The sequence below is a fragment of the Pontixanthobacter luteolus genome (assembly GCF_009828095.1).
Classification (GTDB): Bacteria; Pseudomonadota; Alphaproteobacteria; order Sphingomonadales; family Sphingomonadaceae; genus Pontixanthobacter; species Pontixanthobacter luteolus.
The window spans coordinates 1,693,594-1,710,775 of the sequence record NZ_WTYP01000001.1; the positions used below are offsets into that span (position 1 = coordinate 1,693,594).

The window sequence follows — 17,182 nt, forward strand, 5'->3', positions numbered from 1 at the left end:
CAGGAAAAGCCGGCACGCCGCAGTTTGCCGGTACGACAAAAGGACTAGAAATGACCGCCCCTACAAAGCTTCCCACCGGTGACGATCTGCTCGCGGAAATCGACCGCCTGCGCAAGGAACGCAACGCGGTCATCCTGGCGCACTACTATCAGACCCCGGATATCCAGGACCTGGCCGATTATGTCGGGGACAGCCTGCAGCTTAGCCAGATGGCGGCCGAAACCGATGCCGACGTAATCGCGTTTTGCGGCGTCAAGTTCATGGCCGACACAGCCAAAATTCTCAGCCCGGAAAAAATCGTCGTGCTGCCCGATATGGATGCCGGTTGCAGCCTGGAAGACAGCTGCCCGCCAGAAAAGTTCAAGGCTTTCCGCGAGGCGCATCCCGATCACATCGCGCTGACCTACATCAATTGTTCTACTGAGGTGAAAGCGCTGTCGGATGTGATCGTGACCAGCTCTTCGGCTGAAACCATCCTTCAGCAAATTCCGGCAGACCAGAAGATCATTTTCGGGCCCGACCGGCATCTGGGCGGGTATCTGAGCCGAAAGTTCAACCGCGAAATGCTGCTGTGGCCCGGTGTCTGCATCGTGCACGAGGCGTTCAGCGAAACCGAACTGCTCAAGCTGAAAGAACAATATCCCGGCGCGCCGATCGCGGCGCACCCGGAATGCCCGCCGACCATCGTCGATCACGCCGACTATGTCGGTTCGACCAGCGGCATTCTGCAATTCGCCAAGACATTCCCCGGCGACACGCTGATCGTCGCGACCGAGCCGCACATCATCCACCAGATGGAAAAGGCGCTGCCGGAAAAGAATTTCATCGGCGCGCCCGGTGCAGACGGCAATTGCAGCTGCAACATCTGCCCGTACATGGCGCTCAACACGCTCGAAAAACTCTACACCGCACTGCGCGATCTGGAACCGCGGATCGAAATCGAGGAAGGCCTGCGCCTGAAAGCGAAGCAAAGCCTCGACCGGATGCTGGAAATGGCCAGCGGCACCATCGGCAAGGGCGATTTAGGCAAGGTCTGAACGGGGTGACGGCTGGATGGTGCGGGCCAATCGCTGATTTTGGTTTTTGCCTGATCCGGCTCGCGCGATGCCCGTGACGCAACCAAAGCTGCTTCTGCGCGTTTCCCCCGCATGACAGCTGACATCCGCTTTTTCTGGGCGCGCTTAAACGCGAACTATTGGTTCTATCCGGCGCTGTTTTCGATCATCGCTGCGGTGCTTGCATTCTCGCTGGTCTGGCTCGACCGATCAGGCTGGGCGCAGGCGCTGAATGATGCCGACTGGCTGATTCCCGCCCGGCCCAAGGGCGCGGCGGATATGCTGACGGTGATGGCCGGCAGCATGATCGGGGTCGCCTCTACCGTTTTCTCGATCACGCTGGTCGCGGTTACTTATGCCAGCGGGAACTACGGCCCGCGTCTGCTGACCAATTTTCTGGAAGATCGCGGCAACCAGCTCAGCTTGGCCACTTTCATCGGCAGCTTTGTCTATGCACTCGTCGTGCTGCGCAGCGTGCGGGCAGAGGATGAAACGCCTGCGGCAGGCTCAGGCGCGGCAGATGCGCTGCCTGGTTTCGTGCCGCAATTGTCCCTGCTGGTCGCCTATATCCTGATGGCGGTGTGCGTCGGAGTGCTGGTGTTCTTCCTCAACCACATTCCGTCCAGCATCCGGATCAATAAAGTGATCGAGGGTATCGGCGAGCGTCTGCTGCGCGCGATCCGTGAAACCTATCCAGTCGAGGACGAATTTTCCGATCCTGTCGAACAGGCAGGCGGAGAGGTACTGACCGCCTGGGGCACCGGCTATGTGCAGTTGATCGACTTTGATGATCTGAAACAGGTCGCGAGGGATTGCGGCGGCACTTTCTCTCTCAAGGTGAGGACTGGCGACTTTGTGCACCGCGACTTGGCCCTGATGGAAATTGACGGGTGCAAGCCCGACGATGTCGAGGACCGTGTCAGGCAATGTTTCACCCTCGGACCATCGCGCACTCCCGAACAGGACCCGCAATTTCTGATCGACGAACTGGTCGAAATCGGCCTGCGTGCGCTGTCACCCGGTATCAACGATCCGTTCACGGCAATCACCGCGCTGCACTGGCTCGGCGCCGCCACTTCGGAAATCGGACGCCGCGATCTGCGCAAGGACATTTGCGGCGAAGATGAGGATGACTGCCCGATCATCCCGCTGCCCGACAACTTCGCCCATTATGTGAAGCGCGGCTTCGGTTCGATCCGCAGCGCAGTTGCCACATCGGCCATTGCCGCCGAAGTCATGCTCGACGTGATCTCGCACGCCGCCACGCCGATGAAGGACGAGCGGCGGCAGCAAGTCCTGCGCGACGAAGGAAGGTTGCTGGGCGAACAGGCCCGGCTGATACTCATCGGGCCGGATCTGGTTACATTTGAAGAGCATGCAGCCAAGTTCGACCGCAGTTTCTGGACCGACAACGCGGCGGGTTAACTCGCCGCCCCATCTTTCGCTGTGCCGTGTCCGGGAGCCTTGGGCAATCTGACCCGCGCCAGAAGCAGCGCCCCGCCAAGCATCGCCATGCCCAGAATGTCGACAGCGCCGAGTATTTCGCCGAACACGCTATAGCCGATCAGCGCGGCAAGTGCCGGCTGTGTCAGCAGGGCCAAACCGATTATTAGCGGCGGGAAATGGCGCAGGCTGAAAACCAGCAGCCCTTGGCCAAACAACTGGCTGGTGATGAACAGGATGATCACAGGGGTCCAGTCGGTCGGCCATACGGGTTCGCCAGCAAAAATGGCCAGCGCCAGTATCACGGGCGACGCAAACACGCTGACCCACACCAGCAAACTCCACGCGCCGATGCCCTTACGCGCATCCTGCAGCGTCAGCAGGTAAACCGCATAGAACAGCCCCGCAGCAAGACAAAAGAGATCGCCGATCAATGTCGCGGTACTGATTTCCAAGCTGCGCCCCAGCAATATCCCTGCCCCGCCCAGAGCAAAAACAATCGCCAGCCATTCAAGCCCGCGCGGCAGCGTGCGGGTGATCAGGAACGTCCAGAACAGCAGCACGATGCTGCCCGCGTTGCCGAACAGCGTCGCATTGCCCAGCCGGGTCTGCTCGATCCCGATATGCCAGCTCGACAGATCCAGCGCGAAAGCCACTGCGCCAAGCGCAACGAGTGAAAGCGTCCGGCGCGGGATGCCTCGCAACCTCTGCCCGGTTATCCGTGCAAACAGCACCAGGAATGGCAGCGCCAGAAACAGCCGCCAAAACGCCGCTGAAACCGGGCCGGTGTCGGCCAGCCGCACCAGCCACGGCCCGGTTGCAAGCGCGGCATTGCCCAGCAGCAAAGCCGCCAGAAATACCCAGCGCGGCCAAGAACCGCTATCCAGCCTGCTCGTTTTTGTTGCGCTTGTATTGGTCACCAGCGTTCCTTAGCTGCCATGACAACAAAGCGAACCAGTTTTCGAAAGGGGCATTAATGCACGACAGTCTTTTCCAGCCGATCAAGTTCGGTGCAATCGAATCGAAGAACCGCATCCTGATGGCGCCGCTCACGCGCGGACGTTCGACCCAGCCCGGTTCCGTTCCCAACGAGATGATGGCCACCTATTACCGCCAGCGCGCCGGTGCCGGTCTGATTATCAGCGAGGCGACGGGGATCAGCGTGGAAGGCCTTGGATGGCCAGCTGCGCCGGGCATCTGGAGTGACGAGCAGGTCGAAGGATGGAAACTGACGACCGATGCCGTGCACGAAGAAGGCGGCAAGATCGTGCTGCAGATGTGGCACATGGGCCGGCTGGTGCACCCCGATTTCCTCGGCGGCGAACCGCCTGTATCGGCCAGTGCAACTTGTGCGCCGGGCCATGCCCATACGTTTGAAGGGCGCAAGGACCACCAGCAGGCACGGGCGTTGGAGACAGACGAAATCAAGCGGGTAGTTGCCGATTACCGCCACGCCGCTGAAAATGCGAAAAAGGCCGGTTTCGACGGGGTCCAGTTGCACGGGGCCAATGGCTATCTCGTCGACCAGTTTCTGCGCGAAACGACCAACCAGCGCACCGATGATTATGGCGGATCGCCGGAAAACCGCACCCGCTTTCTGCGTGAAGTACTGGAAGCGCTGGTCGATGTATGGGGCGCAGACCGCGTCAGCGTGCGGCTTTCGCCCAATGGCGAAACACAGGGTGCGGACGACAGCAATCCGGCGGCCGTGTTCGGCGCAGCTGCTAGGGTTGTTCAGGAACTGGGCCTCGGCTTCCTGGAACTGCGGGAACCGGGTCCCGATGGCACGTTCGGATCGACCGATGTGCCCAAGCAAAGCCCGCTGATCCGCACGATCTATACCGGCCCGCTGGTTCTCAACAGCGATTACACCGCAGAAGAAGCGGCAGAAGCGGTCGAAACCGGCAAGTGCGATGCCATCAGCTTCGGCCGGCCCTATATCTCCAACCCCGACCTGGCCGAACGGATCGCCAAGGGTGCGCAATGGGCTGAAAATGTCAACGTCCCGCAAAGTTGGTATCTGCCCGGCCCCGCCGGTTACATCGATTACCCCGCAATGGACGACAAATAAGGATCGCCAATCCCCCTGGCACCGCCGGCATGACCGCGCGGTGCCCCCTTGGGGGCGGGTAACCGAAGTTTAGGATATCGCTGTTACTGCGTTCTCCCATGAGATCGTGGTTAGTCATAGAGGGCAACAAGCCCGCCAAGCTGGCAAAGGCACCGATGGTTGGTGCCGATGCGATTGTGATCGACCTTGCCTGTGTGCCGGTTGATGACGATGCCCCTCGGGTTCGTGAAGAGGTTGCCGAATGGCTGACCAATTTTTCCGACCCGCTGGTGGCGAAGAAAGCCTTTGCCCGCTGGGTACGGATAAAGCCGATGGATGCGCCGCATTGGCGTGAAGACCTGGTCGCGGCCATGAAAGGCGCGCCCGACGGCGTGATCCTGCCCAAGGTGACCGGCCCTACACAGATCCGCATGCTGGCCTCGGAACTGTACGAGATCGAACAAAAGCTGGCGCTGAAGCACAACAGCACCAAGATTATTCCGCAAATCGGCGAGACCGCCGAAGCTGCGTTAACGCTGCCATCGCTCACCGGTGACCCGCAGCCGCGGCTGACCGGTTTTGCCTGGAATGCCGAAAATGTTGCCCGCGGCCTGGGTGCCAAACGCAGCCGCCGCGAAGATGGCGGCTGGACGGATACGATGCGTCACGTTCGCGCGATGACGCTTATCCTGGCGAAAGCCATGGGCGTCATGGCGATCGACACCGCAACCGCAGATGCCGCCGACGTAGACCTCGGCCTCAGCGATGCCAGAGAGGCACGGCAAGACGGTTTCACCGGAATGTTCGCGGTTCATCCGCGGCAGGTTTCGGCAATCAACGAGGCCTATTCACTCTCCGCACGCGAGCGCGCAGAGGCAGAAGCGCTGCTGGGTCTGTTTGCAAGCAAGCCAGCCGCTGTTCCGGTCGAACCTGCTGAAGAGCCAGCCGAAGAACCCGCCCATCGCGAGCCGAAGGGCATTCGCGCACTCGGCTGACGTTTACTCGCTATCCGCCTCGGAATTTTCATCCGCAGGCGCGCTTTCGCTTTGCTCGCTTTCGGCCGGTTCCCTGCTTGAGGCCGCCGCATCAGCTTCACCGTCAGAGGCGCCAGCGGCCCTTTCCGTGCTTCCACCAGACGAACTGCGGACAGGCGGCGATACCGATTGCACAGAATCCAGCGGCAGCATGGCATCGCTGATCGACCCTTCCTGAACTTCCCCCAATGCCGCGCGGTCATCCCCGCCCTGAGCAACAGGTGCAGGCTCATCGTTGCAACCAGCGACGGCTGACAATGCGATCAGGGGGACAAGGTATCGCTTCATTTTCGTGCTCCCGAATTTTCGGACAGCCTATCTAGGAAGCCGCCGCCGCGCGCAAGCAGTGCATCATCCCACTGCTCTGCCGAAATATCGATGCCCAGCCGCGCCAGACTGGTAACCCCGAACTCTTCGATGCCGCAGGGCACGATGCCGGCAAAATGCGACAGGTCCGGGTTCAGATTGACGGAAAAGCCATGCATCGTGACCCACCGGCGCACGCGCACGCCGATCGCGCCGATCTTGGCCTCGGTTCCGTCTATATCGCGGGTCCAGATGCCGATGCGCCCCTCGGCGCGCCAGCTTTCGACGCCCAGATCGCCGAGCGTATCGATAACCCAGCCTTCCAGACTATGGACGAATTTGCGTACATCGCGCCCACGCTTGGTCAGATCGAGCATGACATAGCCGATGCGCTGACCCGGGCCATGATAGGTGTAGCGCCCGCCCCGGCCAGCCTCGACAACTTCGAAGCGGGGATCGAGCAATTCCGCCTCAGCTGCGCTGGTCCCGGCGGTATAGACTGGCGGGTGTTCCAGCAGCCACAACAATTCGCGCGCCTCACCCGCAGCTATCGCACGGTTGCGCGCATCCATCTCGTCCAGGGCTTCGCGGTAAGGTATCTGGCTGGCCGCGCGGCGCACCGCGATATCAGATTCGAGTTTTCCCGACATGCGCATTGCGTGGCGCGTGGCATCGGGCTTATCAAGGGGAAACGACAATCTAGAGGGGCGTTTGCAATGAAATTCGATATGGGCCGGGCGTGGAATGATGCACTGGCGATGCTTGGCGCGAACAAGGATGTAATCGGCATCCTGGCTGCGGTGTTCTTTTTCCTGCCGGCGCTGATCGTAAGTATCATCGCACCAACCACGGAAATCGAAGCTGCAGCGGCTGCAAATCCGGACGCGGCACAGGCTGCTTTCTCCGCTTATTTCGCGGAAAACTGGGCTTTGTTCCTCGCCTACATGATCGCCACATTTGTCGGCACGCTGGCGATCATGGCACTGATCGGGAAACCGCATCGGCCCACCGTCGGCGAAGCGATCAGTGCGGCCATGAAGGCGCTGATCCCCTATATCATTGCCTCGCTGATTCTGGGCCTGTTCGCTGGTCTGCTGATCGTACTCGCTGGGGCGATAGGCGGCGTGACAGGCTCTACGTTGATTGCCGCACTGCTGATATTCGTCGCGATCATGGTCCTGATGTTCGTCACCTTCCGAATGATCCTGCTGGGCCCTGTGATGATGGTAGAAGGCATCATGAACCCGGTCGCCGCGCTCACCCGGTCGTGGAACCTTGTAAAAGGAAATACGCGCCGCGTGGTCCTGTTCATCCTCATGCTCGGCGTGGCACTGGTGGTCGTATCGCTGGTTCTTGGCCTGATCTTCGGTTTGATCGCGGCAGTTTTCAGCGGCACTGCCGGACTGTGGATCGAAGCGATCCTTGGCGGGATCATGGGCGCGGTGATGACCGTGATCATGCTCACCGTGTATGTCGCGATCTACAAGCAGCTGGCCGGTGACGTTTCGCCGCAAGACATCGAAGCCTTCGAATAAGCGGGGGGATCGGCCAACGGGGTATCCGTCAGCCGATCCGGCCTCCCACCGAACGGATCAGTCTTTCCAGCCCCAGAAAAGCTGGCAGGGCAGGATGTTCCACAGCTCGAAACCTTGGTCGATACGCTGAAAATGCTTCGCCATGTAATCGCGCGCCTTGGCACTGAACTGGTACACCAGAAACGCGCCGCCGGGGCGCAGCACCTTGTGCGTGGCCGCAGCGATTGCCGGGCCAACACCTTCTGGCAGGGTCGAAAACGGCAGACCTGACAGGATGTAATCGGCGTTATCATGGCCGTTGGCACGGATGATTTCTTCTACATCCGCAGCCGAACCAAGCACCGCCTTGAAACGGCTGTCGGCAATCGTCCGGTTTAGATAATCGATATAGAGCGGGTTGGTATCGATCACGATCAGCGCACCGTCAGGCCGCAAGTTTTCCAGCACCGGTTCGCAGAAAGTCCCCACGCCCGGACCGTATTCAACGAACAGTTTGCATTCATTCCACTTTACCGGGCCCAGCATCTTGCGGATGGTGAAGCGTGATGACGGAATGATCGAACCGACCATTTTCGGGTGTTCCACAAATCCGCGGAAAAACACCGCCCATTGGCCCAGAACGCGGGAAAGCCGCTTCCCCATTGTGCTGCGTTTGTCTGCCGTCAGTTGATTGATATTGGTCAAGAAAAAGGACGCCCTTTATTCGCTTGTTCACCGCCTTGGTAAGGCCTGATTTGCGCGTGCGTTGGCAAATTCGCCTGCGCAATGCAAGCGGGGCACCAACTTATGCGGGCACCAACAGCATTGCCAGCCCCGAACTTGACGAGTAGCCGCTTTTGCATGGCCGAAGCCGATCACTCCGCACCTGAGCAGACACCCTCGATAGAGGCCCGCGAACCCAACTCGCCCAATCGCCCTATTTCGCGCAATCGCATGACATTGCTGTTCATCGTGATGCTGGTCACCGCCGCGGGCAACACCGCGATGCAATCGGTGATGCCGTCCGTCGGGACGGCGCTCAACGTGGACGATGTCTGGATCAGCCTGGCCTATACCTGGTCGGCGCTGCTGTGGGTCATCTGCGCGCCCATCTGGGCACGCCGCTCGGACCAGCGCGGCCGCAAGGCGATGATGGCGCTGGGTCTGGTCGGCTTTATCGTGTCGATGGGCCTGTGCGGCCTTGTTTTGTGGTTCGGCCTTGCCGGCTTGCTGCCAGCAATCTGGACGCTGATCCTGTTCGCAATTTTCAGAGCGCTTTATGGCGGTTTCGGTTCAGCCGCCCCGCCCGCAGTTCAAGCTTATGTCGCATCGCGCACCCCGCGTTCGGAACGCACCCAGGCATTATCGCTGATCGCCTCCAGCTTTGGTTTGGGCACCGTTATCGGCCCTGCACTCGCGCCGCTGCTGGTGTTCCCGGGACTGGGCTTGGTCGGTCCGTTCGTAGCGTTCGCTGCCATCGGGATAGCGGCGCTCATCGCGCTGCGGATCTGGCTGCCCAACGATGAACCGCAATTCGCCGCTCGCGGCCGTGCATTTGGTGCGCCCTATGGCACCAGTTCCCCCGACCGTTCGGAAGACGAAGAAGACGAAGAAACCGGCCAACCCAACGGCCCAGGCACCGCCGCCGTGCCTGCCAAGCGGCTCAGCTGGTGGGAACCCCGGCTGCGGCCATGGGTCATTGCCGGGCTTCTGGGCGGACATGCGCACGCCATGGTGCTGGGAATTGCGGGCTTCCTCGTGCTCGACAGGCTGGGACTGCGCGACACACCAGCCGAAGGCGCCGGGCCAGTCGGGCTGGTCCTGATGTGCGGCGCTATTGCGACTTTGCTGGCACAGTGGGGCGTGATCCCGCGCATGAACCTTGGCCCCCGCGCAGCCACCTTATGGGGCGTGGCCCTTGCAGCAGTCGGAGTGATCATGTTCGGCGTGGCTCAGGATCTGCACTCGATATCGCTGGGATATGCGATCGCATCGCTGGGGTTTGGCCTGTTCCGCCCTGGCTTCAACGCCGGTGCGTCGCTGGCCGTATCGCGCGCAGAACAGGGAGAGGCATCCGGCGTGGTTGCATCGATTACCGGCGCGGCTTTCGTATTCGCACCGGCGCTGGGCGTATGGCTTTATGGCCATTCCGATTGGCTTGGCTTTGGCCTGATCGTCGGACTGTGCGCTGCGGTTTTTATCAATGGCTGGCGTTCGCTTGCGCCGGATGAGATTACCACCCAGGCACGGCGCTAAACGTCTGCGGAGCCGCTAGAGAATTTCCAGCACGATATCCTGAGGGCGGCAAAGGCGCACGCCTTTCTCCGTTTCCACCAGCGGGCGGTTAATCAGGATCGGGTCCGCCGCCATCGCGCGAAGCACGGTCTCGCCATCGGCATCTGGCAGGCCGCGTTCTTCGGCATCGGTGCCGCGCAGGCGCAGCCCCTCTGACGGTTCCATCCCAGCGTCCTTGAAAAGCTGAGCGAGCTTTTCCACGGTTGGCGGGTCCTTCAGGTATTCGACTACGGTCACATCAACCTTCGACAGGTTTTCGAGAATCGCCAGCGTCTTGCGCGATGTGCCGCATTTCGGGTTGTGCCAAATGGTCGCTTTCATAAATCGCTCCGCAGATTGTGTGTCTCGCTGCCCCTAGCCAGTGATTTTTTTCGCGCCAAGCAAAGACTAGGGTTGCAAATGCGAACTATTCTCAATAGCAGATCACCTCAATCGAGAATCATTCGCAATAAGGATATCTATGCTCTTCAACCTTCGCCACGTCTCACTGCTTTCAACAGTGGCTGCCGCTGCCATGGCTACTCCAGCCTTCGCCAGTGAGGGTGAAGACCTGGACCGTGACTATCTGCCGGTGGACATTGTCGTGACTGGTGCAGGTGGCGGTTACAAGACCGACGATGGTTCGACCGGCACAAAGACACCGACACCGCTGATCGAAGTGCCGCAGACCATTGTGGTCATTACCGAAGATCAACTGGACGACCAGGCGATTACCCAGCTGGGCGACGCGCTCCGTTTTGTCCCGGGTGTCAGCCTGGAAACGGGTGAAGGCCACCGCGACGAAGTGTTCATTCGCGGTCAGGAATCTACTGCAGACTTCTATCTCGACGGGCTGCGCGATGATGCGCAATATTATCGCTCGCTCTACAATGTTTCACGGATCGAAGTTCTCAAGGGCGCGAACGCGCTGATCTTTGGCCGCGGCGGCGGCGGCGGTGTCGTCAACCGCGTCAGCAAGATCGCCGATCCGATGGATATGTTTCTTGCCGCCGATGCACAGGTCGACACGTTCGGTGCCTTTGCGGTTTCCGCAGATGTGAACCAGCCGCTGAGCGACAATGTCGCCGCCAGGATCAACGCGACTTACGAGGAATTCGGCAACGACCGGCAGTTTTACGAAGGCCGCTTCATCGGCATTTCGCCCACGATCACTGCCGATCTGTCTCCTGAAACCCGCCTGACTGCCCACTACACCTATGACAATGACGAGCGCGTGACCGACCGCGGCGTGCCATCGCTCAACGGCAAGCCTCTGACCGGCTTCGACCAGACATTCTTCGGCGTGCCCGGTTTCAACGAAGCGAGCGCCGAAGTGCACATCGCCCGCGCCCGGGTCGATCATGAATTCTCCAGTGCGCTTTCTGCAAACGCATCGGTGCAATATGCCAATTACGACAAGGTCTATTCCAATATCCTGCCGCGCGGCACCGATGGCACGACGGTATCGCTTGGCGGCTACAAGGACTTCACCAAACGCGAAAACTTCGTGGGTCAGGCAAACCTTGTCTGGAACGTGGATACCGGACCGCTGTCCCACACATTCCTGGCCGGTATCGAGGCGCTGGATCAGGACACCAGCAATGGCCGGTTCGGGATTTCATTGAGCGAGGATGAAGTCGATCTGCAGGAATTGATCGATTTCCCGACAGTCACGCTCACACCGCTTACCCGCAACCGCGAAAGCCAGCTGAATGTGCTTTCCGGCTATATTCAGGACCAGATCGAAATCGGCGAGTATGTCGAACTGATCGCTGGCCTGCGCTGGGAGCGGTTCGATCTGGAAACGCTGAATCTGGTTTCGGGCCAGCAGGTCGACCGGGTTGATGAAATGGTCAGCCCGCGTTTCGGCATTGTCCTGAAACCGTCAGGCAGCCTTTCGTTCTATGCCAGCTATTCGGAAAGCTTCCTGCCGCAATCGGGCGACCAGTTCCTGAGCCTGAGTGCCGGCGATGCTGCATTCGATCCGGAGAAGTTCTCCAATTACGAGATCGGCGCGAAATGGCTCGTCAAACCCGACCTGTTCTTTACCGCATCGGTTTTCCGGCTCGACCGGACCAACACGACCGCACCTGACCCAGCCAATACCGGGCTGACGGTGCAAATTGGTGAAAGCCGGGTCGAAGGCGCGGAGCTGAGCCTGGTCGGTGACATCCTGCCCGGTTGGTCGGCCAGCCTTGGCTACACCTATCTCGACGGGGAAATCCGCACCACCAGCGATTTCGCGGTTGCAGGCACGCGGTTGCAGCAACTGCCAAAGCACCAGATCAGCGCATGGAACCATATCGACGTGACCGACCGCTTCGGCATCGGTCTGGGCGCTATCCACCAGTCGCAGCAGTTTTCCAGCTTCAGCAATGAGGTGGTCCTGCCATCCTACTGGCGTTTCGATGCAGCAGCATATTTCGAACTGAACGACCGTGTTTCGCTGCAGGTGAACGTCGAAAACCTGTTCGATGAAAACTATTATGCAAGCGCCCATGGCGACAACAACATCCAGCCCGGCGATCCATTGAGCGCCCGGTTCGGTGTACGCATCAAGATGTAAACCCCCAAAGGGGCGAACGTTAATCGCTGGTCGTTCCGCTGTCGGGAACGGCCAGCGCAGGGACTTCGCGCGCAGCATCTTCTGCGCTGATACCCGGTGCCGGCGCTGAACTGATCGTTTCACGGCGGCGCGCCACACGTCCCGCCCGCTCAATCGCGCGAACCAGCCGGGGATAGACCCCGCAGCGGCACAGATTGGGTATCGCCTGTTCAATGTCTTTCCTGCTCGGATCGGCATTCTTCGCGATCAACGCAGCACCCGCCATGACGATGCCCGGGGTGCAGAACCCGCACTGGATCGCCTGTTCGGCCACCATCGCCTGCTGCACCGGATGCGAACGGTCACGGCTCAGGCCCTCGATCGTGGTTACAAAGCGCCCTTCGGCCTCTGAAATCGTGATCAGGCAGCTGCGCAGTGCCTCTCCGTCGACGATCACCATGCACGCACCGCAATCGCCCTGCCCGCAGCCATACTTGGTTCCGGTCAGGTTCGCGGCATCACGCAATGCCCACAAGAGCGGCGTGTCCGGATCCATTTCAAATTCGACCGGCTGATCGTTGACTGTCATCCGGGGCATTGCCGGAAACTCCTGCTGCGTTGACGTCAGGCCTATCGCACGGTCACGGCCCGGCGCACAAGGCGCGAGACGCATACCGAAACTGCTTCCCCGCATACATCCGCGCCGCTAGGGCCGCTGACAATGAGCCAAAACGCCAAATTGACGCGCGGCAGTATTCGCGGACACCTGGTGACCCAGACTGCCCCGATGATCATCGGCGTGTTCGCGATCATGTCCATCGGCCTCGTCGATGCCTATTTCATCGGCCAGCTGGGCAGCGCCGAACTGGCGGCGATCTCCATCGTATTTCCCATCAGCGTAGCGCTAGCCAGCCTCGGTGTCGGCGTGATGGTTGGCATCAATTCAGTTGTTTCGCGAGCATTGGGCGCCGGGGATGATGAACGCGCGGCCAGCCGCGGCAATTTCGGGGTCGCATTTGCCGTCCTGCTCGGCATTATCATCGGGCTGTTGTTGTATGCCATGCTCGACCCGCTGTTCTCGTTGATGCAGGCGGACGATGAAACCCTGCCGCTGATCCGTACTTACATGCAGCCTTTCGCACTGGGCTTCCCGCTGCAAATGGTCATCATGGGCATCAATGGCAATCTGCGCGGTCAGGGCGAAGCGCGCAAAACATCCTACGTGTCGATCTGTTATGCAGCAGCCAACTGGGTGCTCGATCCGATCCTGATTACGGGAGCGCTGGGCTTTTCCGGGTTCGGGATCGTCGGCGCGGCCTATGCCACGCTGGCCGGCTGGTCGATCGCCATTGTTTTCGGTTTTTACCTGCTGAGCAAAACTGCCATTCCTTTCAGCCCCGCCAAGGTCTTGAAGGCAGATTTTGGCCCGTCGGTGAAGGCGCTGACCAGCGTCGCCGGGCCAGCAGCATTCTCCAACGCGATCAATCCGATAGGGCTTTCGGTTCTGACCGCGCTGGTCGCGACACAGGGGCAAGATGCCGTCGCCGGTTTCGGCGCGGCCGGACGTGTGCAGAGCTTTGCAGTGGTTCCGCTGCTCGCCCTGTCGGGTGCCATCGGATCGATTGTCGGGCAAAACTGGGGCGCCAACATGCCCGACCGTTCGCGCGAGGCGATGCATTGGGCAGGCGGATTTTCGGTGATTTACGGGCTGGTCATCGCGGCTGCTCTGGTCGCAGCGAGCGGCACCATCGCCGGATTGTTTTCCGATGATCCTGCGGTGGTCAGTGAGTTTACGGCATATCTGCGGATCGCCGCCTGGGGATATGCAGGGTACGGCCTGCTGATCGTAAGCAACGGCGCGCTGAATGCGGTCGACAAGGCCGGATGGGCACTGGGGCAAAGCTTCTTCCGCGTATTTATGGTCATGCTGCCGGTGGCGTGGCTGCTGCGCCCGTCATGGGGGTCCGATGCGATCTATACGGCGGAACTTGCGGCCAACATAGTCGGCGGGATCGTCGCGATATTGATCGTGCGGCGGGTCCTCCACAGAAAATAGCGGCTGCAGAAGCTGATCTTCCCTGCGTTCCTTACCCTTCGTTAACCATCGCCCTTCATAGATACGTCCGAATAATCGGGGGCGTAGTTACATGGATGACCTGCTGGCAGATTTCGTCGCAGAAACGCGCGAAATGCTTGAAGCAATCGAAGGGGAGCTTGTCGCTTGGGAAAGCGAGCCCTCTGACCGCGCCCGGCTGGATGCCATTTTCCGCTTCGTTCACACCGTAAAGGGCAATTGCGGCTTCTTCGATTTTCCGCGACTGGAGAAGCTGAGCCATTCCGCAGAAGGTGCCTTGGCCGAAGTGCGCGCTGGCCGCCGCCATCCCGACAGCCGTCTGGTATCAGCTGTTCTCGCGATCATCGACCGCATCATGCAGATGACCAACGCCATCGAGGCTGGCGAAGAAATGCCTGCTCAAGGCGATGAATTCCTGATCGCTGCACTGGAACCCGATGCCAGCGACGTGGGCGAGATCGCAGCCATGCAATCCGGCGAAAGTGCGGCCAAATCAAACGAAGCCGGTCCATCGGCACCGCGCACGATCCGCCTACCGGTCGAACTACTCGACCGCGTGATGAGCGGCGTTTCCGACATGGTGCTGGCCCGCAACGACCTGGCCCGCCGCCTGCGCGAATCCGGGGCGGAACCCACTCTCGATGGCCCGTTCGAACGGCTCTCCGGCATTCTCGGCGATGTGCGCGAGGCGGTAACGAAGATGCGGATGCAGCGCATCGAACACCTGTATAATGCCCTGCCCCGCCTTGTGCGCGACCTGTCTGCCGATCTGGGTAAGCAGGTCATGGTCGATTTCGAGGGCGGCGCCGTCGAACTCGACCGCGAAATGATCGAAATGATCCGCGACCCGATTGTTCACCTGATCCGCAACGCGGTGGATCACGGGATCGAGGCACCAGCCGTGCGCCGCGCGGCAGGCAAGCGTGAAATCGGAATGCTGACAATCGCCGCGCGCCAATCCGGCAACCGGATTTCCATCGTGATTACCGACGATGGCGGCGGACTGAGCACTGCCAAGATAGGGGCCAAGGCTGTCTCGAATGGCCTGATCACCCAGTCCGAACTCGATGTCATGCCGGACAGCGCAATTTCTGACCTGATCTTCGAAGCGGGACTATCCACCGCCGATGAAGTCAGTGCAATTTCAGGCCGCGGTGTCGGGATGGACGTCGTTCGCGCCAATATCGAAAAGATTGGCGGTACCATCAGCGTATCGTCGAATCCGGGCGAAGGGACGATGTTCTTCCTCCAGATCCCGCTTACGCTAAGCATCATTTCCGCGCTGACCGTCAGTGTTCAGGGGCAGCGTTTTGCCATTCCGCAGTCATTCGTCGAAGAAATCGCCCACGGCGCGTCGGCCAATATCGAATTCTCGCAAGTGGGTGACAGCGACCTTGTGACTTTCCGCGGCAAGCGCATTCCCTGCCTGTCGCTGGATAATGTGCTGGAACTGGGACAGCGCCGCGCCGCTAGGGATCAGCGGCTTGTCCTCCTACGCCTGGGAAGCGGCGGTCTGTTTGCACTCGGCGTCGACCGCATCCACGATCAGGAAGACCTGGTCATCAAACCACTGGCCCCGGCAGTAATGCAGACCGGCGCGTACGCTGGCACCACGCTGCTAGACGATGGCAGCCCCGTGCTAATGCTCGACATCGCTACCATTGCCCAGCAGGCAGGACTGATCACGGATTCGCGCGCACGGCCGGCACAGGCCAGCGCACCGGTCAAAGCCGCAGCTGAAGCCGAACGGCGCTCCATCATGACATTCGTTGCTCTCGACGGACGCAAGCGTGCGATCGATCTCGGTCTGGTCTCGCGCATCGACCTGGTCGACGCCTCTGCAATCGATATCGATGCTGGCAGGTCGCAAGTTGTAGTCGACGACAGGATCATGAAGCTTGTCGGGGTAGGCTGCGCCCAGATCACCGACGAAAAGGTCAAATTACTGAGGCTTTCAGACAGCGAGACCGATATTGCCTACGCCGTGGCTGAACTCGGCGAGTCGATCGACATCAGCACCGATCTTGCGCCGGCCGAAGGTGACGAGACTATCGAAGGCGTCGCCCTGATCGATGGCCAGCCGGTTCCGGTGGTCGACGGTTTCCGCCTGTTTTCCGGCAATCAGCACCAGCAAAGCCGGGACTCACGGCCCCTTTGCCGGCTTCCCGAAGGTGATGAATGGGTCGAACGGATGCTCAAACCCATGGTTTCGGCTGCGGGCTACGCGATCGCGACCGGCGAAGATGAAACCGCCGACGTTGTGATCGCCCTCGAAGGCACTCCGCCCGACGTCGCGGACCTGAAGGCGGGCCGCCTGATCACCATCCACGCCGATCCAGCCAAAGCCGGTAACGATAAGCACGAAGTCTATCGTTATGACCGCGACGGACTGATCGAGGCGCTCCGCAGCGCCCGACTGGGGAAAGCATCATGAACGAACTTATTGTCCTGCTGCACATCGATGATCGCCGTGTGGCCATTCCTGCAGCCGAGGTACAATCGGTGATCGAGCTGGAGGATATCTATCCAGTCCCGCGTGCGCCAGATTTCGTAGTCGGCCTGACCGCCATGCGCAGCCGGTCGCTGACCGTGATCGATTGCCGCCGCGCGCTTGGCATTGCAGGCGAAACAGCAACGGGTGAACGCGCACCTGTCGTCGAGATAGCTGGCCATCTCTACGCTCTGCTCGTCGACGCGGTCGATGACGTTATCGAAACCCAGTCCGATATTCGCCCGGTTGCCGGCGGTTTCGGAAAAGAATGGCAACGTGTTGCCCGCGGCATGGTGGAAACAGACCGGGGACCAACACTGCTGATCAATGCAAGTTTACTGATTGAAGGACCTGTAGCGAGAGCCGCTTAAGCTCTTGGTTACCTCGTTCGTCTAA

At 60.3% G+C, this 17,182-nt stretch carries 16 protein-coding genes; 10 read left to right on the forward strand and 6 right to left on the reverse strand.

Features of this window, described 5'->3' with window-relative positions:
• Window positions 1–50 precede the first annotated feature (50 nt).
• Together nadA and GRI43_RS08205 are read left to right on the forward strand one after the other, a co-directional pair.
• Window positions 51–1,037 carry a quinolinate synthase NadA gene (gene nadA / locus GRI43_RS08200; RefSeq protein WP_160730503.1) on the forward strand — a complete coding sequence of 329 codons (987 nt, stop codon included), beginning with the start codon at window positions 51–53 and terminating at the stop codon, window positions 1,035–1,037.
• A gap of 111 nt (window positions 1,038–1,148) precedes the next feature.
• On the forward strand, window positions 1,149–2,480 hold the full coding sequence (locus GRI43_RS08205; protein ID WP_160730504.1) for a DUF2254 domain-containing protein: 1,332 nt from the start codon (window positions 1,149–1,151) through the stop codon (window positions 2,478–2,480).
• Here the strand turns inward: GRI43_RS08205 and GRI43_RS08210 are convergent.
• Window positions 2,477–3,418, reverse strand: a complete 942-nt coding sequence (locus GRI43_RS08210; RefSeq protein WP_338090024.1) for a DMT family transporter — start codon at window positions 3,416–3,418, stop codon at window positions 2,477–2,479. The genes GRI43_RS08205 and GRI43_RS08210 overlap by 4 nt on opposite strands.
• A 56-nt stretch (window positions 3,419–3,474) precedes the next feature.
• Here GRI43_RS08210 and GRI43_RS08215 point away from each other — a divergent pair, with 56 nt between their 5' ends.
• Window positions 3,475–4,569 carry an alkene reductase gene (locus tag GRI43_RS08215; protein WP_160730505.1) on the forward strand — a complete coding sequence of 365 codons (1,095 nt, stop codon included), beginning with the start codon at window positions 3,475–3,477 and terminating at the stop codon, window positions 4,567–4,569.
• Window positions 4,570–4,667: 98 nt separating this feature from the next.
• On the forward strand, window positions 4,668–5,543 hold the full coding sequence (locus GRI43_RS08220; protein ID WP_160730506.1) for an HpcH/HpaI aldolase/citrate lyase family protein: 876 nt from the start codon (window positions 4,668–4,670) through the stop codon (window positions 5,541–5,543).
• A 3-nt stretch (window positions 5,544–5,546) separates the two neighbouring features.
• Here GRI43_RS08220 and GRI43_RS08225 read toward each other — a convergent pair whose 3' ends face one another.
• Both GRI43_RS08225 and lipB read right to left on the reverse strand, forming a co-directional pair.
• The gene (locus tag GRI43_RS08225; protein WP_160730507.1) at window positions 5,547–5,870 is read right to left on the reverse strand and encodes a hypothetical protein; all 324 of its coding nucleotides are present in this window, start codon (window positions 5,868–5,870) and stop codon (window positions 5,547–5,549) included.
• On the reverse strand, window positions 5,867–6,544 hold the full coding sequence (gene lipB / locus GRI43_RS08230; RefSeq protein ID WP_160730712.1) for a lipoyl(octanoyl) transferase LipB: 678 nt from the start codon (window positions 6,542–6,544) through the stop codon (window positions 5,867–5,869). The genes GRI43_RS08225 and lipB overlap by 4 nt, the downstream gene beginning before the upstream one ends.
• Window positions 6,545–6,604: 60 nt before the next feature.
• Here lipB and GRI43_RS08235 point away from each other — a divergent pair, with 60 nt between their 5' ends.
• Window positions 6,605–7,423: a hypothetical protein gene (locus tag GRI43_RS08235; protein ID WP_160730508.1), complete on the forward strand. Its 819-nt coding sequence runs from the start codon at window positions 6,605–6,607 to the stop codon at window positions 7,421–7,423.
• 57 nt (window positions 7,424–7,480) lie between these two features.
• Here the strand turns inward: GRI43_RS08235 and GRI43_RS08240 are convergent, their stop codons facing one another.
• Window positions 7,481–8,065, reverse strand: coding sequence for a class I SAM-dependent methyltransferase (locus GRI43_RS08240; protein WP_160730713.1), 585 nt, complete (start codon window positions 8,063–8,065; stop codon window positions 7,481–7,483).
• Between the two features lie 198 nt (window positions 8,066–8,263).
• Between GRI43_RS08240 and GRI43_RS08245 the strand changes: the two genes are divergently transcribed.
• Window positions 8,264–9,658, forward strand: coding sequence for an MFS transporter (locus GRI43_RS08245; protein ID WP_160730509.1), 1,395 nt, complete (start codon window positions 8,264–8,266; stop codon window positions 9,656–9,658).
• Between the two features lie 15 nt (window positions 9,659–9,673).
• On the opposite strand, the gene GRI43_RS08250 is transcribed toward GRI43_RS08245, so the two are convergent.
• Window positions 9,674–10,018 (reverse strand): arsenate reductase family protein, encoded by a 345-nt coding sequence (locus tag GRI43_RS08250; RefSeq protein ID WP_160730510.1) that lies wholly within the window; start codon window positions 10,016–10,018, stop codon window positions 9,674–9,676.
• A 193-nt stretch (window positions 10,019–10,211) separates the two neighbouring features.
• On the opposite strand from GRI43_RS08250, the gene GRI43_RS08255 reads away from it, so the two are divergent.
• The gene (locus tag GRI43_RS08255) at window positions 10,212–12,242 is read left to right on the forward strand and encodes a TonB-dependent receptor (protein ID WP_235903640.1); all 2,031 of its coding nucleotides are present in this window, start codon (window positions 10,212–10,214) and stop codon (window positions 12,240–12,242) included.
• A gap of 19 nt (window positions 12,243–12,261) precedes the next feature.
• Here the strand turns inward: GRI43_RS08255 and GRI43_RS08260 are convergent, their stop codons facing one another.
• Entirely contained in the window at window positions 12,262–12,819 is a 558-nt protein-coding gene (locus GRI43_RS08260) for a (2Fe-2S)-binding protein (RefSeq protein ID WP_160730512.1), read from the reverse strand.
• Between the two features lie 123 nt (window positions 12,820–12,942).
• Between GRI43_RS08260 and GRI43_RS08265 the strand changes: the two genes are divergently transcribed.
• The 3 genes from GRI43_RS08265 (at window position 12,943) to GRI43_RS08275 (ending at window position 17,157) form a co-directional block, all read left to right on the forward strand.
• Complete coding sequence (locus GRI43_RS08265; protein WP_160730513.1) at window positions 12,943–14,277, forward strand: MATE family efflux transporter; 1,335 nt, start codon at window positions 12,943–12,945, stop codon at window positions 14,275–14,277.
• 91 nt (window positions 14,278–14,368) lie between these two features.
• Window positions 14,369–16,729: a chemotaxis protein CheA gene (locus GRI43_RS08270; protein ID WP_160730514.1), complete on the forward strand. Its 2,361-nt coding sequence runs from the start codon at window positions 14,369–14,371 to the stop codon at window positions 16,727–16,729.
• The gene (locus GRI43_RS08275; protein ID WP_160730515.1) at window positions 16,726–17,157 is read left to right on the forward strand and encodes a chemotaxis protein CheW; all 432 of its coding nucleotides are present in this window, start codon (window positions 16,726–16,728) and stop codon (window positions 17,155–17,157) included. Before GRI43_RS08270 ends, GRI43_RS08275 begins: the two co-directional genes overlap by 4 nt.
• The last annotated feature ends 25 nt before the right edge of the window (window positions 17,158–17,182 follow it).

Coding starts and splice junctions, on each gene's coding strand:
- nadA (WP_160730503.1), top strand. CDS start 51: ATGACCGCCCCTACAAAGCTTCCCACCGGTGACGATCTGCTCGCGGAA.
- GRI43_RS08205 (WP_160730504.1), top strand. CDS start 1,149: ATGACAGCTGACATCCGCTTTTTCTGGGCGCGCTTAAACGCGAACTAT.
- GRI43_RS08215 (WP_160730505.1), top strand. CDS start 3,475: ATGCACGACAGTCTTTTCCAGCCGATCAAGTTCGGTGCAATCGAATCG.
- GRI43_RS08220 (WP_160730506.1), top strand. CDS start 4,668: ATGAGATCGTGGTTAGTCATAGAGGGCAACAAGCCCGCCAAGCTGGCA.
- GRI43_RS08225 (WP_160730507.1), bottom strand. CDS start 5,870: ATGAAGCGATACCTTGTCCCCCTGATCGCATTGTCAGCCGTCGCTGGT.
- lipB (WP_160730712.1), bottom strand. CDS start 6,544: ATGCGCATGTCGGGAAAACTCGAATCTGATATCGCGGTGCGCCGCGCG.
- GRI43_RS08235 (WP_160730508.1), top strand. CDS start 6,605: ATGAAATTCGATATGGGCCGGGCGTGGAATGATGCACTGGCGATGCTT.
- GRI43_RS08240 (WP_160730713.1), bottom strand. CDS start 8,065: ATGGGGAAGCGGCTTTCCCGCGTTCTGGGCCAATGGGCGGTGTTTTTC.
- GRI43_RS08245 (WP_160730509.1), top strand. CDS start 8,264: ATGGCCGAAGCCGATCACTCCGCACCTGAGCAGACACCCTCGATAGAG.
- GRI43_RS08250 (WP_160730510.1), bottom strand. CDS start 10,018: ATGAAAGCGACCATTTGGCACAACCCGAAATGCGGCACATCGCGCAAG.
- GRI43_RS08255 (WP_235903640.1), top strand. CDS start 10,212: ATGGCTACTCCAGCCTTCGCCAGTGAGGGTGAAGACCTGGACCGTGAC.
- GRI43_RS08260 (WP_160730512.1), bottom strand. CDS start 12,819: ATGCCCCGGATGACAGTCAACGATCAGCCGGTCGAATTTGAAATGGAT.
- GRI43_RS08265 (WP_160730513.1), top strand. CDS start 12,943: ATGAGCCAAAACGCCAAATTGACGCGCGGCAGTATTCGCGGACACCTG.
- GRI43_RS08270 (WP_160730514.1), top strand. CDS start 14,369: ATGGATGACCTGCTGGCAGATTTCGTCGCAGAAACGCGCGAAATGCTT.
- GRI43_RS08275 (WP_160730515.1), top strand. CDS start 16,726: ATGAACGAACTTATTGTCCTGCTGCACATCGATGATCGCCGTGTGGCC.